Below are 20,617 nucleotides of genomic sequence, written 5' to 3'. Positions count from 1 at the left end.
CAACTGTTTATATATTTCCCCTTTTATAAAAAAGATATTTTCATCACAAAGATATAAAAATAATATTTAAATGATGTGCTATTATAGTATAAAATGCTGGAGGCGGACTGAAAAGCCCGCCTCCGGATGTTTAAAATAAAAAAGTGTGATTTATGAAGGGTTATTTATATTTCGTATATGCCCTGTCCAGCTTGCCGTGGTAGTCGTTCTTGGCATAGGCGGGACCGTTGTAATAACGGGCAAAGGTTGTCCAGTCGGGCTCCTTGCCTATGTCACGGATGGCTTCGGCAAGACGGCTGTTGCCGCGGATGAAACGACAGAACAGAAGCATCTGGGCAAGCTCGCCGCTTTTCATGGCTTCCACGAAATCGTCCACTGTCTTCTTGCCGCACACAGTGTGGTTGTTGCCCATTATCTGGAACATACCCCAGCTGGCGGAGCAGAGAGCGGCATCACGGTTTATGGCAATGGCTCTGTCCAGACGGTCATACTCCTTTATACCGCCCAGATAGTGCTTCGTGGTCCATTGGGGATAGAGGATGTCCGAATATCCGGGATTACACTTCAGCAGGTCTTCGGGGTCCTGACCGCGCTTTTTAAGCTCGGACCAGAATATGTGTCCCTCGAAGAGTATTGCAGGCTTGCCGGGGGCAAAGAATCCGCCCCTGCCGCCGGTCTCGACTTCCTGTACGGCAAGTATGGCTGCCGGAGTGCACTCCAGAAGTATGCCCATAAGCTTGTAATCCGTGTCCGTAGGACTGTCTCCGTTATTGCCGTTCCTGTATATCAGGCGCTCGAAGGTGTCGTAACCTACTATGCCGTCGGCCGAGAGGCCGGAATCTTTCTGGAAACGGACTACGGCATCGTATACGGCATCGTCGAATATGGCTTCGGTGTCCGTGCCGGACACCGGGAGGTAGCCGAAATGGGAGAGAAGGCTCCTGAGGATACCTGTCTCCGTGCCTTTACTGTTCTTTTTCAAAAGTTTCATATTGCACTGATTGTTTTATCGGGTTAATATTCCATCTTTACAGGCACATCACCGCTTTCCGACCTGCTGGCAGGGTACGAAGGGGTAACGAACAGTATCGTCTTGCCTGTCTCGTCGCCCGGCATGCGCAGAAGCATGGTGGCATAGGTATGGTCGTCGTCGGGAACATAGCAGCCGTCTACGCTGATATAGAATGTGCCGTCGTCGCTGCGGTAGGAATATGAGTAATAGCCATCGGTGGGTTGTACCGTCATGCCGCTCAGTGCGCTGAACACTTCAAGGGGCTTGTTGCCGTCGGTTGCCACAACCACACATGGCATAACTGAGCACGTGTCGGTGCTTTTGTCAAGCTCCTTGCGGCATGATGCCAGTGTAACTACCAGAATAAATGTAGTAATAATCAATCTTGTAATCATGTTGTTGTCTCCTTTCATGTCTTTTAGTTTGTTCCGAATTTACTTTTTTCTTCCAGATTGCGCTGTGCCTCGTTTATCTTCCTAAGGGCGTCGAAGGCACGGCGCGAGTTGGCCACGTCGATGTCCAGGCGCAGGCCGCATGATGGGCAGAACAGACTGCGGGTGATGAGGAGGTTCACTGCCGTGGTCTCAATGAATCCCTGACAGTTGGGACACGGGAAACCTGTCCTGGCAGTCTGTCTGTTGTGATTGTCGTTTGTCATTTGTCTCTGTTTTTATAGGTTGCAGGCTGCTCATTCGCTCGTAGTAAGGTTGTTGGCGGTGAGATGCAGCAGATTGGAGAGTCCTGCCGGCATGTCCGCAGTACGCATCTTTACCTTTACCTTCATATTGGCGGAGATGCTTTGCTGGAGCTCGCCCGACTGGTTGCGCGAACTGCTCTGCGGTGCAAGCGAGGCACGCATCCTGAAGCCGTCGCTGCCCCGGTCGCTTCCGTCGCTGCCGAAGGCGGCATCATACTTCTCGGTGATGCAGTCCACTATCTTGATGTCGAAATCGAAGTCGGCTTCCTCGATGTGAAGCAGCGGAAGAGGGACAAGGGTTATCAGCGGTATGCTGACGGTACGCTTTACCTCTGTGCCGTTCACGTTCTCGGTGTAGCCGAAATTCAGTGTCCTTATCTTGCCGGTCTCGCCGGTGGCGGGATTGTAGCTCTCGAAGGTCACCTGCATCAGATAGTCCAGATATTTCTGCGACGACAGGGCATCGGCTTCTATGGTTGCCACCAGAGGACCTGCTATGAGCTGTTTAAGCTCCATCACCTGACTGCTGTTCTTGCGTACAGGCTTGTCTGCATTGTCGTTTTTTGTTTCCATATCTCGCGGGATTTATTTCATGTCAAAATCGTCCAGATCGTCTTCCGTATCCATCAGTGTGGGCGGTGTCTCCGCCGGACGGAACTTGAACCTGAAGGTCTGTATGGCCGACGAAGGCAGCTTTTCAAGCTCGGACGAGCTTACCTCGACATCCAGACGCGGATAGAGCTTGCTCTTGCGGAAGGTCTTGCCGTCCGACTGGGTGTGTACTGCCGACGACACTGCCTTGAGGATATCCTCGTCGCACTGCTTGTAGAGCGACTTTCCGTCGGTGCCGGAAAAAAGAGGGGTGAGGTCGGTGTCATTCAGGAACTTGCTGCGTATCACCGTCATGAGTCTGTCCGTTACGTTCTGCTCGTTCACCTTGCCGTCGGTACCGTTTATCATCGTATACAGTTCGGAATCGAAGCTGTTCTTCAGATTCTTGAACAGGAATACATGAAAACGGGAATACAGTTCCTTGTCCTGTTTGAGATGGAGGAAGAACGCCTTGTCGTCCTCATCGCGCTCTATACCTGAATACAGCACTGTGCTGATGCCCTGGTTTATGGCTGTACGGGCAACCTCGGCACACAGGGTGCCGAGGTATTTTCTGAACTTCGAATAGCTGATGTTGGCCTGTTCTTCCTCGTCGTCCGAACGGCTCACCGCATACCGGAGTTCCATCTCTATGTCGCTGAACATGATGTTGGGCAAATCGAAACCTCTTGCTTTTCCGTCTTTGCCGTAACTCTCGCCCAGCGACACCGCGTACAGGTTGGCCTCATGTTGTGCATATATTATATCGCGCAGGATAGAGCCTATAATAGACTTCAACTGTGCCATACCGCGGAATGTTATTTCACTTCAACCTTTATCTTGCGTTCGCCGGCTGTGATTTCGAAGCTGCCTGTGCTGCCAAGAACTGCCACCATATTATCGCCGTCCTGTTCCAGTGTCAGGGCGTCGCACTTGATGGCTGCAGGCTCGAACAGACCGTCCTTGTTCTTATAGGAAGCGATAAGCTTGTCGCCTGTCTTGAACACACGTGCATTCACTTCGAGTTCACCCTTAGGGTCGGACACATCGAGCGAGTTGCCCAGAAGCTCAAGAACCTTGGCAAGACCTGCCGGCATACTGTCCTGACCTGCCTTGACGGCAATGTCCATAGTGTATTCCACACTGTACTTGGACTCTTCGGTAGCCTTTGAGTCTTTCTTTGAAGAGTAGTTGGCATTGAACTTGGCGTCCATATGGAACGGACCGACCTTTATGCCTGTCGTAATATCGGCACCGGCATCGAGCGATGTGCTGCTGCTGTTCTCGCTCACACTTGACGACGAGGCAGAGATACTTGCCTTGAAGTTGATGTCGATGCTGTGGATGGCGATATAAGGTATAGGGACAATGGTGAGGAGAGGTACGTTGAGCTGTACCATTCTTCCGTTCTGGTTGAAGCTGAAAGCTACGTTTACAGCGCTTTTCTCGCCTGTTTCCGGATTCTGGTTCAAACCTACTTCCTGAATGAAGTCCCATGTGGTCTTGGCTGCCATAGCCTGGGCTTCGATACATGCCTTAAGCGGACCGCCGATCATAGAGCTGAAAGGTATCGCCTGCAACGCACTGGTTGCCACTTGCGATGGTGCATTACTGATTGCCATAATTTTAATTCTTTTAAAAATGAAAATTTTAAGTTTTCCGTAAGCTTACACCGCAAAAGTATTCTGCTTTTCCTGCCCGCTACAGTCTATTTGGTGAAGGGCGGCTGCCGCTGTGTGAAACGGCTGAAACAGATGTGGACAAAAAAATCCGCAAGTATCCTGCCTTTCGGCTGGAAAACTTGCGGATTCCGAAGTTATGTTCCGTCAGGGAAGCAAAATTCCTTTATTAAGGGCTTCCATCGCAACGTTTGATGTCTCATTATGATTACTGGTGTTCCACACATTTCCATTCCTCGATGGTTCCTGTTTCCGAGGAGAATACAGAGCCTATCTTATAGAGTTTACGGCTGTCTGATTCATATTCGCGTGCATAACCTTTGTCCTCAATCTGTTGCATCGCCTCGTCTGCCGTGCCGTCAAGTTTGAATTCGAAGATATATACATAATCCGGAGTCTCTATCACACAGTCCACTCGTCCGTGGCTTTGTACTTTCTCCGTATATACCGTGTAAACGCTCATCAGACGCATTATCAGATAGAAAGTATAGTGGAAGTAACGTTCTTTCTCACGCTCGTTTTCCTTGCGGCGCATGGTATATGGGATACTCGCCAGGAATGAGGTCAGCCCGTCACGGAAATCGTCAATCAATCCCTTCTTAAGCTGCCCCACCGCACTCATTATCCACGAGCCGACACTTTCGCGTGTGTTGAAATATCCGGCTGCCACAAGCGACAGAAAGCCTTTCTTCACCTCATTGTTAGGATAATCCAGCAGGAATGAGTTCTCTTCCATGTCATACTTCTTGATGGTCAGATACCCGCTCTGATAAATCATAGGCAGGGGCTTTTCCACGCAGGCCTTATAGTCTATGAACTCTTCAGGAGCATAATACTTGCCCGTTATCTCGTTCATGTTCTCGTTGGCGTGCGACAACAGGCGGATAAGATATGTTGGAGTTCCGCTTTTGAACCAGTAGTCGTAAATACGTTGTGCGTCGAAAGCGTTAAGCAGACTGAACGGATTATACACATCCGTCATTCTGTCGCTGAAGTGATACCCGTCATATTGTGATTTCAGTTTATTCCTCATTTCCTCGTACGAGCATCTGTATTCATCCGACATCTCCTCTATCTGTTCTTTGAAAGCAGAGTCCAGTTCCTCCTGCGTAATGCCGCACAGTGTTTCATACTTCCTGTGCATACTTATATCTTTCGGCTGGTTGAATCCGCTGAACACGCTTACCTGCGAGAATTTCGTCACACCCGTCAGGAACACAAACTGCAGATGCTCGTCCGCTCCCTTGAATACGGAGTAGAATCCTTTCAGTATGTTGCGGTGCTCTTCCTCCAGGTCCTTGTCATAATCAAGCACGTCAAGGATGGGCTTGTCGTATTCGTCCACCAGAACCACGGCACGCAAACCGGTCTGTTCGTGGGCAGCCTTCAGCAATGCGATCATCCTTAATCCCGAGGGCTGGTTCTTATCCGTTTCTATCCCGACAGTCTTCTCCCACGAGGAGATATAGCCGTCAATCCATTTCTGCAATATTCCCTTTTGGGTGAAATTTCCTCCGTTGAAATCTATGTGAAACACGGGATACGCCTTCCAGTCCTTCTCCAGTGAGTCAATCTTCAGACCCCTGAAAAGTTCTTTTCTTCCCAGGAAGTAGTTCTTCAGCGTGGATACAAGCAGACTCTTTCCGAAACGGCGCGGACGGCTCAGGAAATATATACTGCCTTCGTGTGCCAGATTGTAAATCATGTCTGTCTTGTCGATGTACAGATAACCGTCTTCGATTATCCGGTCAAAACTTTGTATTCCTATAGGATATTTCATGTTGGTCAAAATATATTTCTGCTATTTTTTTACTGTCACTCTATTATATGCTTTATTCACAAAAGTAACTCTATTTCCTGATATAGACAATAAATCAATGTTTTTTATAAAAAAATCCGCAAGCATCCTGCCTTTAGGAGGGTTTTTAGGTACTAGGGACTAGTTGACTAGGGACTAGTTGACTAGGGGATTAGAGACTAGATACTAGGGGCTAGATACTAGGGGACTAGTTTGATGTTCTGTAAAAAAATTATATATCGGCGGCATAGGTAACAAATAAATCCGCAAGCATCCCACCTTGCGGTGAGAAAACTTGCGGATTTGATTATCAGTAGCCCTCGGCGCTGACATCGAAGCAGGGACATTCCTTTATCCATTCTTCGGGTTCTATCGTCCCGTCGCCGTCCAGGTCCGGACTGAAGTCGCGGTGGCCTGCTATTACTTTGATGGGGAACTCCTTCTTCAATGTGGCTATGAGCCATTTCAGGGCGTGTTTCTGCTCGGGGGTACGGGTGTCTGCGGCGTTGCCTCGGCTGTCAAGGCCTCCTTCGTAGCAGATGCCTATGCTGCCTTCGTTGTGACCGCGACAGTGGGCGCCTATGCGCTCTACCGGACGCATATCGCATATCTCGCCTGTACGACGGATATAGAAGTGATATCCGCACCCGTTGAAACCTCGCTTACGGTGCATCTTGACTAGTGCAGCAGGTTCGAGCCTGCTGCCGTTTGGGGTGGCAGAGCAGTGGATGATGATGGTATCAACATGTCTCTGCATTGCCTCCTCCTTTTCCTTTGTTCCTGCAGCTGCCAGTGAGAATACACACCAGGCATTTCAGGATTCTGATGATTATTCGTTTCATATTCTTTTTTTAGGGACTAGTTGATTAGGGACTAGAGACTAGGGACTAGGGACTAGTTGACTAGGGGACTAGAGACTAGGGGACTAGATACTAGGGACTAGGGGACTAGATACTAGGGACTAGTTGACTAGGGGGCCTAGTATCTCGTATCTAGTATCTCGTATCTAGTATCTCCTTCCTAGTATCTAGTATCTCCTTCCTAGTATCTAGTATCTCGTATCTAGTATCTCCTTCCTAGTAATTGATTACGGTAATGGTTCTTCTTCTTTCTTGTACTTCTGTTCCACTTTCTGGAATTTCAGTGTGCCGAGCATGGTGGAGAGGGTTTCGCCACTACGGAAGAGGATTTTTCCTTTCTCTATCAGGCCGTCGTGATATTCTTCGGGTGAAGCTGCGCCTTTACCTCGCAGGCTGACCTGGAGGGAGCCGAGTTCGCCCAGACGGACTATCTCGCCATTGGCAAGGGAGTCGGCCACTACGTCTTCCAGGGCTATGAGCACTGCCATGACGTCCGCACGGGTGACGGTACATGACTGCTGGATGCGCTGTGAGAGTTCGCGGATGCCGGCCTCGCCGCGGGCTTGTGCCTGTGCGTAATACCTTCCTTCGAGTTCCGGTGTTTGCGGATCTTTGCGTTCTACTACTGAATAGGTTAAATACTTGTCCATAAATTTCCTTTCTTTAAATGGTTGTTTTTTAGGTACTAGTTGACTAGGGACTAGAGACTAGGGACTAGGTGCTAGGGACTAGGTTGCCATCCGGATGGTTCTAACAACTAAAAACTAACAACTCTTAACTACTGAATCCTTGTCAACTAAATGGTTATTACTCTCTGTGTAATCTTTAATCAACCGGTTTCTTTCTGATTACACTACAAAGGTAGGGAGGATGGAATTGGCGGAGTTCCTCTTTGTCCGCATAGGGGTGGGATTATGTGGATTAGGATGGATTAGTATGGTTTTAAGGTTTCATGAGGCATTAAAAAAGAAAGGGGAGACCGTTTTCCTGGTCTCCCCATGTCGTATATTGTGACTGGAACTTAAATAATGTCATTGAAATCAATAGTATAGTTTTCTGTTTTATCGGGAACAGATATATGGTATATTGTTATTTCCGGTACGTGCAAAGGAAAAAAACTACGCTTACAGTTAGCCTCTGGCATAATGTATTTTTTATCTCTTTGTAAATTGAAACAGAATCTTGTCTTGATATCTCCGTTCTCCATCTTCCTTTGTAAATCTGAGATTTTTTCAATACTTGGACTATAAGACGCTATAATTCCTCTTATTGACCATTCCGAAGGATTGTATGACTGGAGTGCGCTGAACAGTGAATGTAATTTAATGTATGCACCTACTATCTGGTCTTTGGCTTTTATTATGTTTCCTTCAAGAAAAGAACTCTTAAGTTCGCACAGATAAATGTATTTTTTACCATTCTCTTCCTTTAAGAATATTCCATCATTATCTTTCCTGAGAATATCCTGCGAATTTGCTTTCGCATAAATGGATGTGGAGTCTTTTATTATACTTTTGGGTATGACACAAGCATCTATACCTAGTATGGTAAGACTCTGGAGTGTGTCAGGCTTGCCCTTATTGTCATCTTCCGTGAATTGGTAATTGTTATAACCAATAGCGGAATAGTTACGGTATTCGCTGTTGAATTCACTGATCAGCTGTTTCATTTATCTCACAGATTTTATCGTAAATATATGAACTGTCTGTCAACTGATTTTGCAATACAGACCTAAATGTATCGAACGGGATTCCATCACCTGCATTTTGAGACATGATTTCGGTATCGGAATATGATGTCCGCTTGAAAAAATAAGCTCCAATTATCTCCTGAGGTATTGTAAGTGAAGGGGAATAATGATGATTATTGCAAAATTCTATGTATTCTTTATCATGAACTTTACTTTTGAGCAAATCAAGGCGAATCAGGTCATTTATACGACGGAGAAAATAGTCGCTATGGGTAGTAACAAGCAAGCGGCAACCTTTCCGGAGCAAAGATGCCATAATATCAGCCGACTTTATCTGCAATTCCGGATGAAGGTTGGTTTCCGGCTCCTCGAATGTTATAGAGTAGCGTTCCACTAAACCTTTCTGGAGCATGACAGCAAATGGAGCGAGTTCTTTGATTGAGGCTGCACTGGCTGTTATCGGAATTTCTCCAAACTCCTGTTCATAGAACAATTCATTTTCACGGATATTAATTTTGCCATTTATAAGGTCGTGGCTTAAAATAGAGTATTCCTCAGATTTTATACCGTCTTTGGGAGCTAATGACTTTAACTGCCCAAAATCGTTAATGAACTCCTTATACATGCCTGCCGAAGAATTATTGAAATCTCCTCTACCTGTATCGTTCAGACACACCAAACCACCACGTGATGGAGGTAGAAGAAATGTGGAGTCTTGCTTTATGTCATATGCCGTCTTGAGATAAAGTTCCCAAAGAGCTGCGTATGGTAAGCTGGACCAACCTTGCGAACGGTATGGAAGTCTCATATTGATGTCTTTGTTTATGACTATTGTGTCATAATATTTCATCTCTCCACCTACTTCTACGACTTCTTTCTTATAATAGAATCTGTATGTATCAGGAAGTTCATGGAATTTGACTGAAACATCACCATTAAAAGAAAAGTTTCCGATGGAAGTACTTACGTAGCGTATAGATGCACTACTAATCCATTCTTCGAACTGCTGAAGGGTGAACTCAAAAAGAAATCCCTCATCATCCGTAAGTTGTTCTTTGTGTCTGTCAAATGACGCACCTATATAGTCAAAAAAATCTCTTATATCTATAGTGTTACAAAGAACTCTGTATATGTAGTGGACAAGCAATGCTGTATAGCTCTTACCGGTTCCTGATTCTCCGGTGAAAATCATGAATGGTTTCAGCACAATATCAGAATCCCTGACGGGACCAAGTCGTCTTATTTTTATTTCTATATTTCCCATACTTTTTTATTATAGACATACGGCACATCTTATGCAAAGATAACACTATATAAATACATATTTTCGTCGCAAAGATATAAAAATAACTCAAGTTTCGCAAGTGCAAAACTTATGGTATTAAAGCTACTTTACCTCAAACTCCGCTATCGTTCCCGTTTCTGATGAGAAAGTAGCTCCTACCTTATATATCTTGCGCTTATCGGCTGCGTATTCCATGGCATATCCCTTTTCCTCTATCTGCTGCAGTGCCTCTTCTGAGGTTCCGTCCAGCTTGAACTCGAAGATATATACATAGTCCGGAGTCTCCACTATGCAGTCCACTCTTCCGTGGCTTTGTTCTTTCTCCGTATATACCGTATAAACGCTTATCAGACGCATTATCAGATAGAAGGTATAGTGGAAGTATCGTTCCCTCTCGCGCTCGTTCTCCTTGCGGCGCATGGTGTACGGGATACTTGCCAGGAAGGATGTAAGACTCTCGCGGAAATCGTCAATCAATCCCTTCTTAAGCTGCCCCACCGCACTCATTATCCATGAACCTACACTTTCGCGTGTGTTGAAATAACCGGCTGCCACAAGTGTAAGGAATCCTTTCTTCACCTCATTGTTGGGATAATCCAGCAGGAATGAGTTCTCTTCCATGTCATACTTCTTGATGGTCAGATACCCGCTCTGATAAATCATGGGTAGCGGCTTTTCCACCGTAGCCTTGTAGTCGATAAACTCTTCGGGCGAGTAATATCTGCCTGTAATCTCGTCCATATTCTCGTCCCAGTGTGTCAGCAGACGGAGCAGATATGTTGGAGTGCCGCTCTTGAACCAGTAGTCGTTCATGCGACTTGACTTCATGGCATTGAGCATGCTGAACGGATTATACACATCCGTCATATTGTCGCTGAAGTGATAGCCGTCGTACTGTGCCTTCAGCCTCTCCTTCATCTCGGCGTACGTGTATCCGTATTCTCCTGCCATTTTTGTGATTCCTTCGTTGAAACATGTTTCCATCTCTTCAGTGGTGATGCCACACAAAGTCTCGAAATCCCTTGACATACTGATGTCCTCCGGCTGGTTGAATCCGCTGAACACGCTTACCTGCGAGAACTTTGTCACTCCCGTCAGGAAAACGAACTGCAGATGCTCGTCCGCTCCCTTGAACACCGAGTAGAAACCCTTCAGGATATTGCGGTGCTCCTCCTCCAGACTCTTGTCCACATCCAGCACGTCCAGCATCGGCTTGTCGTACTCGTCCACTAAGACCACAGCACGCAGGCCCGTACGCTTGTGGGCAGCTTCCAGGACTCTCTTGAATCTGAGCCCTGTAGGGATGTCCGTATCCTTCTCCAGCCCCATCTCGCACTCCCATGCGGAGATATATCCGTTTATAAGTTTCTGCAATATACCTTTTTGGGTGAAGTCCTCTCCGTTGAAGTCGATATGAAACACGGGATATACCTTCCAGTCCTTCTCCAGAGAGTCAATCTTCAGTCCCTTGAACAGCTCTTTCCTGCCCAGGTAGTAGTTCTTCAGCGTGGATACCAGCAGGCTCTTGCCGAACCTGCGCGGACGGCTCAGGAAATATATCTTTCCTTCGTGGGTCAGACGGTAAACAATATCCGTCTTGTCGATATACAGATAACCGTCCTCAATTATCTGGTCGAAACTTTGTATTCCTATAGGGTATTTCATGTTGGTCAATTAATAATTAATAATTAAAAATTAAGAGTTGTTGATTGTTGGTTTTTAGTGGACAATTAAAAACTCATTTCACAAAAATAGTCATTTTATAACGATAAATCAAATTATACGGGAGAAAATGAATGAACGAACAGGGGGGGGAGATTATGCGCATTAAAAAAAGTACCCGGGGAACCTTAGTAGGGTTCGCCCAGATACTTTACTATTACTTCCACTTCTGCCTTGAGCAGGTACTGGCGGTTCTTGTCGTAGCCTATGGTGCGGAGTTCCTTCTGCATGTCGGGACACTGCCTTATCCATCGGCGGAAGTTGCGCGAGGCGGCGTCTTTCGACACGTCGGGGAAGTACATCATGGCCAGTTCGTTCTTCTTGTAGGTGCGCAGGCGGAAGGTGTGTTCCGGCTGCTGTGTCTGTCCGTTTGTCATAGATCCTTATGTTTTATTTTACGTAAAGATACTAAAAATGGGGCAGACGGTCAAGTGATTTTCGGGGTATATTGGCAGTTTGTCCGCCGTGGTACGGTTTTTTCCTTCTTCAGTTTTATGAAAAAACGTGGGCAAGTTTAAGGTAAAACTTGCCCGCGTTTAAGGTGGAATTTGCCCACGTCTTGAAGAGGGGTTCTGCGGCGGCTGAAATCAGCGGTTTGGGGACACTTAGGGTCACTTAGGGTCACTTATACTATATGACCCTTTATTTTAGCCTGGAAGTCTTGTAATAAACCCCGTTATCCTTTGATAATAAGCCACTTGCGACGTATTTCTTAAGTGCTCTTTTTGCTGCGCATACTCCGAAACCTGCTTTTCTGACCGCTGTATCAAATTCTGAATAGGTGAATCTGGAAGGCATCCTTTTGAGTATGGGCATGAGGCGGAAGAAATTCTTTACCTTGCCTCTCTGTCCGGAATCTTTCAGCATGGTTGAAACATGCTCAGCATGACTCAGAACTGTCAGGACTATACGCAACGCCGTATCGAAATCTTCATCACTGCATGTATATTCCTTTACATCCCATCCTGCCTCCATGATACGGTAGCCGCACAGCACCATAGCTGTCCTGGCTGTCATAAGCCCGTGACGTTTGACCATAGCGGCTGCACCGGGTTTGCCTTCACCGGCCACAAAGCCAAGCTGAGCTTCGAATATTTCGTCAAGCATTTTCCATTGTTCGCGGGTGAACCTTATGATTATTTCCTTTCCACGGGTTCTGAAGTAGTTTTCCTTCATCTTCTCCGAAAGACTGTCGTAAAGTTCTTCCACGTCTATTTCGCCGGCTTCAGTAAATGGCGACTGTGATTTCCACACTGCATTATCGTTCATCATATAGAAAAGGAAGCGGCTGAACAGTCCGTTTTCCGGTGATTTTATCAAGGAGACTATCTGCTCATGGGTTCCGGTCATGAGTATCGCCACGCGTGGGTGTTCTATCACTATGGGTTCCTTGTCTATCTTGAAACGCTGACGAACCTCCTCATGCTGGAAGAACATACGCAGTTCGGCTGCATGGTTTCCGTAGTCGGTACTAAGAGATTCCACCATAGTGTCAATTTCGGAGCTTATAATTGCCAGACCATCCTCTCCGGCATTTTTCACGTCGATAATAAGCTGGCTCTTCGAGGTATTGGGTGATACGATGACGCATTGCCTCTGTGGCTCCTCAGGACGCAAATCCACATTGGGCAGTCTGTGTTCCTTTATGGCAAGCTTCAGTTCTATTTCCCATTGGAGGAGTTTCTTTTCGTATTCCTTCTTTGCCTTGCGGTACATCTTGTCGAGTTCCTTATCTGTTTTCCTGGCCAGAGCGGTAGCGTTCATTGCCACACCTTTACCGGCACCTGCTTCGGCTATGATGCAGGTATAGAGATGAGCAGAGTATTTCTTATTGCCATAGATGGTACGCAGCGCAGGAAACAGATTGCTTGATATGGTGATGACCGACAGAAGGGTGATGTCTCTGTCCCTTTTGTCCTTGGCTATGCTCAGCAATCGGAGTATCTCTTGGGGGAGGCGGTCATAAATATCGTCGTCGAAGGGTCGGCACTGTTCTTCAACAATCTCTTCCTCGTCTGTTTCTTCTTCTATAACATTTTTATTATCAGGTGTTTGTGAGGATTTTTCGTGAAAATTAAGGGTCATATTATTATTGTGACCGTAGTGACCCCAATTTGTCTGCTCTTTTCCGCCTTCGTCGCCATGTTCATAGCCCCAACGGACGGCGCGTTCTATCTCCTTAGGGGTGATGCCGGGCTCTACGCCGCGGGCGCATGCTGTGGATATGGCCTGACCGAGCTGCCAGGGCTGCACTTTCCGCCAGCGGAGGTACTGACCCAGGCTGAGCATGGTGCGTGTGCGGCTGCCACTGACGTAGGGGTGGGTGTAGAAGAAACGGTTTATCACGGCGTCTACATCGGGGGCTGTATCCTCCTGATGGGACTCCGACTGATAGCCCAGGGCGAGTGCCTGTGTGACGGGACTCTGCAGGTAGCGGAAGTCCTCGGAGGTGTCGGGACCGGTGACGGGGACGTAGTTCAGGGGGTTGGAGTCGTCGGGATAGGGGAACACGGTGGCATCGGGGTTGAAATAGATGTCGGGGTCGTAGGAGGCGAGGCTGGCACGGGCAAAGTCCTTGCATGCCATGTCGGGCTCCAGGCCGGTGAGGTCGTGAAGGCGAGATGCCACTTTCGCGTAGGCATCGCGGTAGACGTCGATATGCACCAGTCCGATATTAGCCACTACTCGCAGTCCGCGACCGGATGCTGTGACGTGTATAGCCACTATCCAGGGGAAGACCTCGAGGAGCTGTCGTGCGGCACTGATCTGTTCCTCCGTAAGACTGTCGAAGTCGAAGATGGCATAGCCTGTGCGCCGGGTGGTGAACTTGAAGTAGCGACCTTTGCGGCACTCTCCAGCCCATACGGCTGCGGGGAGCTTCATCTTCCATTCGCGCGCCTTCTCCTTGTCGCCAAGCTTTATCATGGAGCGCACCTTGTCCACAGTAGGTTTGTACTTGCCGTCGCGTATTTCCCTTATCCATTCGGCGGCATCGATTACGCAGTGAGCCTCTTTCTTCATAAGGCTCTCGAAGATTGTGATATTCATACTTCTAATGAATTTAAAAGATTGATAAAAAAATCGATGTGGACAAATGTAGGGAGAGTGCCAAAACAGGCAGTTGTTAAAAAATGAGGGTGTTTAATGTTTTTTAATGTTTGGCCTTTTTCGTCACAAATCGGCCTTGTGGATACCCGGACAAGGGTTTTCCCCTTTTATGACTGAGAAAATCAGGTGAGAAAACAGGCCGAAATTTAACAACCCTTTTTTTGTATTAAAATCACAATTTTTATATTTTTACGGCGGGAATATGGGGTTTAGTAACATATTTTTAGGGAAGGCATTTTTTAATTAAAAATTAAGAATGAAGAATTAAGAATTAGGTGACAAGGCTACAGGGACTAGATACTAGGGACTAGATACTAGGGACTAGATACTAGGGACTAGATACTAGGGACTAGATACTAGGAACTGGGAAAGCCTCGTCAACTAGTAACTAGTATCTAGTCAACTAGTAACTTAAAAAACCTCGTCAACTTGTCACCTGAAAACATAGAATTATGATTAAAAAAAATTTTCAATCGCTTTTATGGCGATGTATGTGGAGTTGTTCAGATGTGTTGTGAAATACCGCTATGAGAAGGGGAAGCTGGATTATGAAAAATTTAAGGTGTTGCACCGCCAGATTGTGCTTGCTGAGTATGAGTTCAAGGGGATTTATGATAAGATAAAGAAGAGAAGGTGCTCAAGTTGGAGATACTAGGGACTAGATACTAGGGACTAGGGACTAGATACTAGGGGCTAGGGGGGAAGATACTAGAGACTAGGGGACTAGAGACTAGATACTAGTTGACGAGGTTTTTAGGGGATAAGGGGACGAGGGAAGACTGAAATGACGGAAATATTTCAAATGAAAAGCGGCTTTATTCCATCTGTGCGGATTAATAATTGCATATTAGGAGCTATATAGATGTGAACAAAAAAATCCGTAAGCATCCTGCCTTTCGGCTGGGATACTTGCGGATTCCGAAGTTCTGTTATGTCAGGGTAGCTGTCAGTAGGGGGGCTAATCAATACACCTATTGGGGATGCTTACACCACTTCCCGAAACTCCCGACTTTTCTTTTTTAATGTTCCACCAAGTTTTCCAAAAAGAAGCATCATCTTTTTTTCTTTTGTTTCCAATGTGGCGGGAACCTTGGTTTTAGACAAAACCACTCTACCATTAACAGAGTGCAGAGCATCTAAATCCGGAGTCAGCAAGCAATCCAATGTTTTTTTCATTTGATCTAATGCTTGTGAATAATTACTTCCTTTCAGTTCTATCAGAAACAAATCATCATTGGATGTGTAAATGGCATAATCACACTTCTTGTCTCCCGGTTGTTGAGATTTCAATAATGCTCCGTCCACCTGATACACTGTCAGAAACAGTTGATTGGGGTTATCAGCTATATATTTCCTATCTTCACGCGGCTCTTTCAATGTAACAACCTTTCGGGTATCAGCACTTTTAATGGCCTCAGGCAGATTATATTTATCCGTGAATTTCATGAATCATCTGATTTTTAAATCCAACAACCGCTCATACTGTTCGTTCATCTTCTGGGAAACACCGTCTATACGCTCTGCCTCTATTTGCTGCAGCTCATTGTCGATAATAGGTTCGATTATGCCACCGTCAGTAGAATAAGCAACTATCCGTTTGGCATCTATCCAGCAAGCCTTTGGTATTATAGCTTCCGTTTCCTCCGGTTTGGACTGACCCACTTCGTATGCAAACATCAGGTTGTTTAAAGCAGACAGTATATACGGACTGTGTGTAGTTATAACATGGCTGTCGGCATTCTCCACCTTGTTAATTTGGGAAATTAAATAACAGAGAACGGCATACTGATTTTCTGGATATAGATTTTGTTCAGGCTCTTCAACTACATAAGACCTGAAAAACTTGTTGTCTATGCAATAGTCCATAATCATAAGCATAGGCAATAATGACTGTATTCCTGACGAGCAGTCGCTTAATGGCAACAGCCTGTTTTCGCCATCAGCGTCTTTTATCAGAATACCTTCCTTATCCTGTCTTTTCTGGAATGTTATATCCATAAACGGAAGTTTATATTCCGGATACTTGTTTTTTGACTTTTCAAAATAACTGATATAATTCATCAATGTATTTGGCACAGGAACCTGGGACAGCATCATGCTTGCTATAAATGAGGAGAATATTCCGGCAAAATTTCTTTCTGAAGGTATATATAAAGATGTTCTGGTATTTGCGCTTAAAAGATAATAGTTTTTATTAAACAATTCTTCATAAGGAACATCCTTATTCAATCCCATGACTGAAATAATACGGCTCTGTTCACTCATAAGATTAGCGGCATAATTATTAATCATATCTTCCTTATCGGTATATCTCTCATCCGTAAGAGTAAACCCGCCGTCTTTATATATGATATGAATACTGCCTTTCTTATATTCGATAAATGTATGTTTTGTGAAGTATGAATGGATATTAAACAATTTAAAGGGGGCCATTATATGCTCATTGTTCTGCAATATATTTACATACCACAAATAATCCTGACAAATGGTAAGAAGTTTGGCGATTGTACTCTTACCTGTTCCTTGTCCCCCAATAAGTACAAGAAAAGGTTTTAATTCTATAACCGCATCCTTAACAGGACCAAAATTTCTTATTTTCAAATAATTATCCATAATTGTTATTATGTTTTTCTTTCCTCCGGGTACGCTCTGCGGATACTTTCCACATCTCCCCATCCACAGAAAGCCGCGCAAGATAGTCTGCATTTATTTTTTTATTGTTACAAAAGTTGTTCTTTATACCGCTCCTTCAACCCATCGTATATCTCAAACAGTATCTCTGTCTTGCTTATGAGTTCGTTTAAAGCTGTTACTGTGTCCTTCTCATCTATCGGATAGTCGTGAGCTATGTCGTTTCTCAGCTCTCTAATATATATCCATTCGTGGGAAGAGGGGATTATGCTGTAACGTTCCAGACGGTTGAGTATGTCACGCATAGGAAGGTATTTTATGTCTTCGTCAAGATATTCCAGAATATACCGGAATAGTTTGGCTCCCATAGAGTCCTGAAGTTTTGAGAATCTGAATATGAACTGGTCTATACATCGCACTAATTCGGTGTCTTGTGCTGTATATTCATCCAACTGTAATGGAAGATGTGACGACAAGTCTTTCAATGCCTCTTTTATGCGCAAGATATGTCTGTCGCAGATCTCGAATTCACGCTCCATGCGTTCTTTTATTTCATCTCTTTTGTCTGTCATGATAGCAAAATTCCTTTATTAAGGGCTTCCATCGCAACGTATGATGTCTCATGGTCGCCTATGATATCTATTTTCTGGTCACCAAGTATTTCTTTCAGCATGGCTGACATTCTGATTCTTGCAAGTACTCCTTTATTTCCCTCGGGTGTACGCACAAGCAAATCTATGTCTCCACCTTTTTTACTGTCGTCTGTACGTGAACCGAAAAGATATACCTTCACCGATTCACCGTATATCTTTCTGGCTATACTCAGTATTACTTCTATTTCTTTTCTGGATAATCTCATAATAAAGTGATATTCATAAAATGGCTCAGAATGTGTAGAAAGGTACGTAAAAGATACTTTCATCACAAAGGTATAAAAAAATAGAGGTAAAGCATTCGCTTTACCTCTATTTTTTTGTTCAGATTATGTTACTTCTTCTTTTCCGGCTCTCCATAACCGTAACCATATCCATATCCATAGCCGCGACCGTAGCCGTACTTGCGGCCGTAACCGTAGCCATAGCTGTGACGGCGATTGCTCATGTCTATACCGTTGAGGACGGTGGCGAGTTTAGGGAACTTCTTCTCTGCCTTGAGTACGTTGATATACTCGTAGCCTGACTTAGGTGTGACATCGGCACGGCATACGTAGAGAAGGATATCTGCCACACGACCTATGATGGCTGAATCCGGTACCATTCCGATAGGGGCGGTGTCGAGGATTACATAGTCGTATTTCTCGCGGAGCTGGGCAATGGCCTTATCAAGGACATCGCGTACAACGAGCTCTGTAGGGTTAGGTGGTACAGGACCGCCCGGAAGGATATCCAGATTGTCACTGACATCGGAATGCTGAACCATGTCCATGAGCTTGACGCCTTCAGGGTCGCTCAGATAGTTGGTGATACCGTATACACGGGTGCTGAGATTAAATACTCTATTAAGACCCGGCTTGCGGATATCCATACCTACTATAATGACTTTCTTGCCCATAAATGCGAGACTGACTGCAAGATTTCCTGCCACAAAGGATTTACCTTCGCCCGGCTGGGTGGATGACACCATGATGACCTGCTGGCCTTTCTCAAGCATAAAGAGGAGGTTGGTACGCAGGCCGCGGAACATCTCTTCCATCATATTGTTATGGTTCTCGCGTATGACGATGGCTCCCTTGGCCGGAGTGTCTGTCTTAGGCAGCTCGGCAAGGATGGTTACGTCCGTAATCTTCTCTACATCGGAACGGTCCTCTATCTTGTATTTCAAGAGGTCGCGAAGATAGATAAAGCCTACAGGGAGACCGAGACCTATTATCAGGGCTGCAAGGGCTATAATCTTTTTCTTCGGCGATACAGGATAGATGGACGGAAGAGGGTTCTCTATGATACGTCCGTTATTGGCTGTGGCAGCCAGGGTGATGGCATTCTCCTCACGCTTCTGAAGAAGGATGGTGTAGAGCTGTGCCTTGATTTCCTGCTGGCGTGCTATGTTGAGGAATTCCTTTTCGTACTGAGGGGCATTGCTGATGCGTGACTCCAGACGGTTGGCCTTGCGGTCGAGGTCTGCCTTTGTGATACGGAGTCCTTCGAGAGCGCTTTCCACACTGGTCTGTACGCTGGTGCGCATAGCCTCGATACCTGTATTGAGGTTGATTACTGCAGGGTTGCTGTCCGACGATGTGCGGAGCAGACGCTTGCGCTCTATAAGCATGGTGTTATACTGGCCAATCACAGAGCTTAATGCCTGATCTTCCAGTCCAACATTGGCAGGGATTACTTCGTTGGCATTGGCAGGATTGTTGATATAGTCCTTAAGGAATTCCACCAGACTAATCTGTGTGGCATTCTGGATGCGCTGCTGTTCGTATTTACTATTCTCTTCTAATATTATCTTGGCATCGTTCTCCATATCCGTAAGTCCGGCACGCTGCTTGAATTCAGCCATCTCGGATTCCGTTGTGCCAAGCTCGGCATTGATGATGGACAGACGTTCGTCGATAAACTCGGCTGTACGGCTTGCCACCTGGTTCTTCTCTTCATTGGCATCGGCATTATACTGGCGGATAAGATTGTTTATATAGTCCATACCCAAAAGGCGGTTGCCTGTCTGGAGAGAAATGGCTGCTATGGTAGTGGTCTTGGAAGTAGGTTCAACAACCAAACTACCGGCATAATAGCGTGCTGCAGCTATAGGAGGAACAATGACTGTGCGGAAGCGGAGGTCCTTCGGTTTCTCTTCCTCGTCGTCCTCTTCTGCCACGAATGCTTCGTTCTTGCTTATAGTCACTACTCCCACAGGTGTGGTAAGTACGGCAGGGAAGGCGGTGAACTTCTGTTCCTCAAGTTCGTAGTCCTCGTCCTCGATATAGTATTCTCCCTTTACAGAGAGTTCGCCGGCAGGAGTGAGTTTCATCTCGAGTGTGACTGCTCCGTCCAGTTTCTCGGCTTCCAGAGGGTTCATATATATATTGAGAGGATTGTTCTTATAAAGAGGTACATCGTAGCCGAATGTACGCACGAGTGAGGTGTTGATGTATAGTCCCATATCCGTTACCACCTTATTGGCAAGGGTTACAGAGCTGAGTATCTCCACTTCGTTGTCGAAACTGCTGGTCATGGTAAATCCGCCCACATCCTGAAGTGCCACTAGTGCACTACCGCCCATCATACGCGAACGTGGGTCGGCTTCCTTGATTAGGACCTTGGAACTTACAGTATATACAGGGGTGGAGTAGCGCATATAGATGAATGCACACACCAGACAGAATATGACACTGGCAACGAACCACGGCCAGTAGACCAGGTATTTGAATACTATCTCGTAAATGTTGAAAGGCTTTTCCTGTGCCTCTTCCATTTCATTGAAAATTTCTTTTTCCACGGGTTATTTGGTTTTAGTTTGTTAGTTGACTAGGGACTAGGGACTAGATACTAGGGACTAGGTTTTTTTTAGTTACTAGTTGACGAGTTGACGAGGTTTTTTAGTTACT

19 protein-coding genes and 1 pseudogene are annotated in these 20,617 nt (G+C 45.8%); all 20 read right to left on the bottom strand.

Going from position 1 to position 20,617, the window contains the following annotated elements:
- Positions 1-160: 160 nt before the first annotated feature.
- Entirely contained in the window at positions 161-991 is an 831-nt protein-coding gene (locus tag I6E11_RS08965) for an N-acetylmuramidase family protein (RefSeq protein ID WP_235337719.1), read from the bottom strand.
- 23 nt (positions 992-1,014) lie between these two features.
- Positions 1,015-1,425 (bottom strand): hypothetical protein, encoded by a 411-nt coding sequence (locus I6E11_RS08960; RefSeq protein ID WP_235337718.1) that lies wholly within the window; start codon positions 1,423-1,425, stop codon positions 1,015-1,017.
- A gap of 5 nt (positions 1,426-1,430) precedes the next feature.
- Positions 1,431-1,670 carry a hypothetical protein gene (locus I6E11_RS08955; RefSeq protein WP_235337717.1) on the bottom strand — a complete coding sequence of 80 codons (240 nt, stop codon included), beginning with the start codon at positions 1,668-1,670 and terminating at the stop codon, positions 1,431-1,433.
- A 30-nt stretch (positions 1,671-1,700) separates the two neighbouring features.
- Positions 1,701-2,282 (bottom strand): DUF2589 domain-containing protein, encoded by a 582-nt coding sequence (locus tag I6E11_RS08950; protein ID WP_235337716.1) that lies wholly within the window; start codon positions 2,280-2,282, stop codon positions 1,701-1,703.
- 12 nt (positions 2,283-2,294) lie between these two features.
- Positions 2,295-3,107 (bottom strand): hypothetical protein, encoded by an 813-nt coding sequence (locus I6E11_RS08945; RefSeq protein WP_235337715.1) that lies wholly within the window; start codon positions 3,105-3,107, stop codon positions 2,295-2,297.
- 11 nt (positions 3,108-3,118) lie between these two features.
- On the bottom strand, positions 3,119-3,922 hold the full coding sequence (locus tag I6E11_RS08940) for a DUF2589 domain-containing protein (protein WP_235337714.1): 804 nt from the start codon (positions 3,920-3,922) through the stop codon (positions 3,119-3,121).
- Between the two features lie 265 nt (positions 3,923-4,187).
- Positions 4,188-5,759, bottom strand: a complete 1,572-nt coding sequence (locus tag I6E11_RS08935; protein WP_235337713.1) for an ATP-binding protein — start codon at positions 5,757-5,759, stop codon at positions 4,188-4,190.
- Positions 5,760-6,087: 328 nt separating this feature from the next.
- Positions 6,088-6,534, bottom strand: coding sequence for an N-acetylmuramoyl-L-alanine amidase (locus I6E11_RS08930; RefSeq protein ID WP_235337712.1), 447 nt, complete (start codon positions 6,532-6,534; stop codon positions 6,088-6,090).
- 330 nt (positions 6,535-6,864) lie between these two features.
- The gene (locus tag I6E11_RS08925) at positions 6,865-7,287 is read right to left on the bottom strand and encodes an HU family DNA-binding protein (protein ID WP_235337711.1); all 423 of its coding nucleotides are present in this window, start codon (positions 7,285-7,287) and stop codon (positions 6,865-6,867) included.
- A gap of 371 nt (positions 7,288-7,658) precedes the next feature.
- A complete protein-coding gene (locus I6E11_RS08920; protein WP_235337710.1) occupies positions 7,659-8,306 on the bottom strand; it encodes a hypothetical protein in 648 nt (215 codons plus the stop codon).
- Entirely contained in the window at positions 8,287-9,591 is a 1,305-nt protein-coding gene (locus tag I6E11_RS08915; RefSeq protein WP_235337709.1) for an AAA family ATPase, read from the bottom strand. The genes I6E11_RS08920 and I6E11_RS08915 overlap by 20 nt, the downstream gene beginning before the upstream one ends.
- 123 nt (positions 9,592-9,714) lie before the next feature.
- Positions 9,715-11,277, bottom strand: coding sequence for an ATP-binding protein (locus tag I6E11_RS08910; protein WP_235337708.1), 1,563 nt, complete (start codon positions 11,275-11,277; stop codon positions 9,715-9,717).
- 185 nt (positions 11,278-11,462) lie between these two features.
- Positions 11,463-11,711: a DUF4248 domain-containing protein gene (locus tag I6E11_RS08905; protein ID WP_235337707.1), complete on the bottom strand. Its 249-nt coding sequence runs from the start codon at positions 11,709-11,711 to the stop codon at positions 11,463-11,465.
- A gap of 265 nt (positions 11,712-11,976) precedes the next feature.
- Positions 11,977-13,920 (bottom strand): DUF3987 domain-containing protein, encoded by a 1,944-nt coding sequence (locus I6E11_RS08900; RefSeq protein WP_235337706.1) that lies wholly within the window; start codon positions 13,918-13,920, stop codon positions 11,977-11,979.
- Positions 13,921-14,217 (bottom strand): annotated as a pseudogene (locus I6E11_RS15330) (BT4734/BF3469 family protein); the annotation flags it as partial.
- Between the two features lie 1,209 nt (positions 14,218-15,426).
- Positions 15,427-15,888, bottom strand: a complete 462-nt coding sequence (locus I6E11_RS08890) for a hypothetical protein (protein WP_235337704.1) — start codon at positions 15,886-15,888, stop codon at positions 15,427-15,429.
- 3 nt (positions 15,889-15,891) lie between these two features.
- On the bottom strand, positions 15,892-17,148 hold the full coding sequence (locus tag I6E11_RS08885; protein ID WP_235337703.1) for an AAA family ATPase: 1,257 nt from the start codon (positions 17,146-17,148) through the stop codon (positions 15,892-15,894).
- 14 nt (positions 17,149-17,162) lie between these two features.
- Positions 17,163-17,645 carry a toxin-antitoxin system antitoxin subunit gene (locus I6E11_RS08880; RefSeq protein ID WP_235337702.1) on the bottom strand — a complete coding sequence of 161 codons (483 nt, stop codon included), beginning with the start codon at positions 17,643-17,645 and terminating at the stop codon, positions 17,163-17,165.
- Positions 17,642-17,932: a nucleotidyltransferase domain-containing protein gene (locus tag I6E11_RS08875; RefSeq protein WP_235337701.1), complete on the bottom strand. Its 291-nt coding sequence runs from the start codon at positions 17,930-17,932 to the stop codon at positions 17,642-17,644. The genes I6E11_RS08880 and I6E11_RS08875 overlap by 4 nt, the downstream gene beginning before the upstream one ends.
- 128 nt (positions 17,933-18,060) lie before the next feature.
- Positions 18,061-20,484 (bottom strand): GumC family protein, encoded by a 2,424-nt coding sequence (locus tag I6E11_RS08870; RefSeq protein ID WP_235337721.1) that lies wholly within the window; start codon positions 20,482-20,484, stop codon positions 18,061-18,063.
- Positions 20,485-20,617 lie beyond the last annotated feature (133 nt).

Source organism: Bacteroides caecigallinarum (genome assembly GCF_021531075.1).
GTDB classification, from domain to species: Bacteria; Bacteroidota; Bacteroidia; order Bacteroidales; family Bacteroidaceae; genus Phocaeicola; species Phocaeicola caecigallinarum_B.
The sequence above is the reverse complement of the archived record's forward strand: the minus strand, read 5'-3'. Positions and strand labels throughout refer to the sequence as shown.

What these genes read in the sequence shown, in the direction of transcription:
- I6E11_RS08965 (WP_235337719.1), bottom strand. Translation starts at nt 991, where the DNA reads ATGAAACTTTTGAAAAAGAACAGTAAAGGCACGGAGACAGGTATCCTC.
- I6E11_RS08960 (WP_235337718.1), bottom strand. Translation starts at nt 1,425, where the DNA reads ATGAAAGGAGACAACAACATGATTACAAGATTGATTATTACTACATTT.
- I6E11_RS08955 (WP_235337717.1), bottom strand. Translation starts at nt 1,670, where the DNA reads ATGACAAACGACAATCACAACAGACAGACTGCCAGGACAGGTTTCCCG.
- I6E11_RS08950 (WP_235337716.1), bottom strand. Translation starts at nt 2,282, where the DNA reads ATGGAAACAAAAAACGACAATGCAGACAAGCCTGTACGCAAGAACAGC.
- I6E11_RS08945 (WP_235337715.1), bottom strand. Translation starts at nt 3,107, where the DNA reads ATGGCACAGTTGAAGTCTATTATAGGCTCTATCCTGCGCGATATAATA.
- I6E11_RS08940 (WP_235337714.1), bottom strand. Translation starts at nt 3,922, where the DNA reads ATGGCAATCAGTAATGCACCATCGCAAGTGGCAACCAGTGCGTTGCAG.
- I6E11_RS08935 (WP_235337713.1), bottom strand. Translation starts at nt 5,759, where the DNA reads ATGAAATATCCTATAGGAATACAAAGTTTTGACCGGATAATCGAAGAC.
- I6E11_RS08930 (WP_235337712.1), bottom strand. Translation starts at nt 6,534, where the DNA reads ATGCAGAGACATGTTGATACCATCATCATCCACTGCTCTGCCACCCCA.
- I6E11_RS08925 (WP_235337711.1), bottom strand. Translation starts at nt 7,287, where the DNA reads ATGGACAAGTATTTAACCTATTCAGTAGTAGAACGCAAAGATCCGCAA.
- I6E11_RS08920 (WP_235337710.1), bottom strand. Translation starts at nt 8,306, where the DNA reads ATGAAACAGCTGATCAGTGAATTCAACAGCGAATACCGTAACTATTCC.
- I6E11_RS08915 (WP_235337709.1), bottom strand. Translation starts at nt 9,591, where the DNA reads ATGGGAAATATAGAAATAAAAATAAGACGACTTGGTCCCGTCAGGGAT.
- I6E11_RS08910 (WP_235337708.1), bottom strand. Translation starts at nt 11,277, where the DNA reads ATGAAATACCCTATAGGAATACAAAGTTTCGACCAGATAATTGAGGAC.
- I6E11_RS08905 (WP_235337707.1), bottom strand. Translation starts at nt 11,711, where the DNA reads ATGACAAACGGACAGACACAGCAGCCGGAACACACCTTCCGCCTGCGC.
- I6E11_RS08900 (WP_235337706.1), bottom strand. Translation starts at nt 13,920, where the DNA reads ATGGCATGCAAGGACTTTGCCCGTGCCAGCCTCGCCTCCTACGACCCC.
- I6E11_RS08890 (WP_235337704.1), bottom strand. Translation starts at nt 15,888, where the DNA reads ATGAAATTCACGGATAAATATAATCTGCCTGAGGCCATTAAAAGTGCT.
- I6E11_RS08885 (WP_235337703.1), bottom strand. Translation starts at nt 17,148, where the DNA reads ATGCAGACTATCTTGCGCGGCTTTCTGTGGATGGGGAGATGTGGAAAG.
- I6E11_RS08880 (WP_235337702.1), bottom strand. Translation starts at nt 17,645, where the DNA reads ATGACAGACAAAAGAGATGAAATAAAAGAACGCATGGAGCGTGAATTC.
- I6E11_RS08875 (WP_235337701.1), bottom strand. Translation starts at nt 17,932, where the DNA reads ATGAGATTATCCAGAAAAGAAATAGAAGTAATACTGAGTATAGCCAGA.
- I6E11_RS08870 (WP_235337721.1), bottom strand. Translation starts at nt 20,484, where the DNA reads ATGGAAGAGGCACAGGAAAAGCCTTTCAACATTTACGAGATAGTATTC.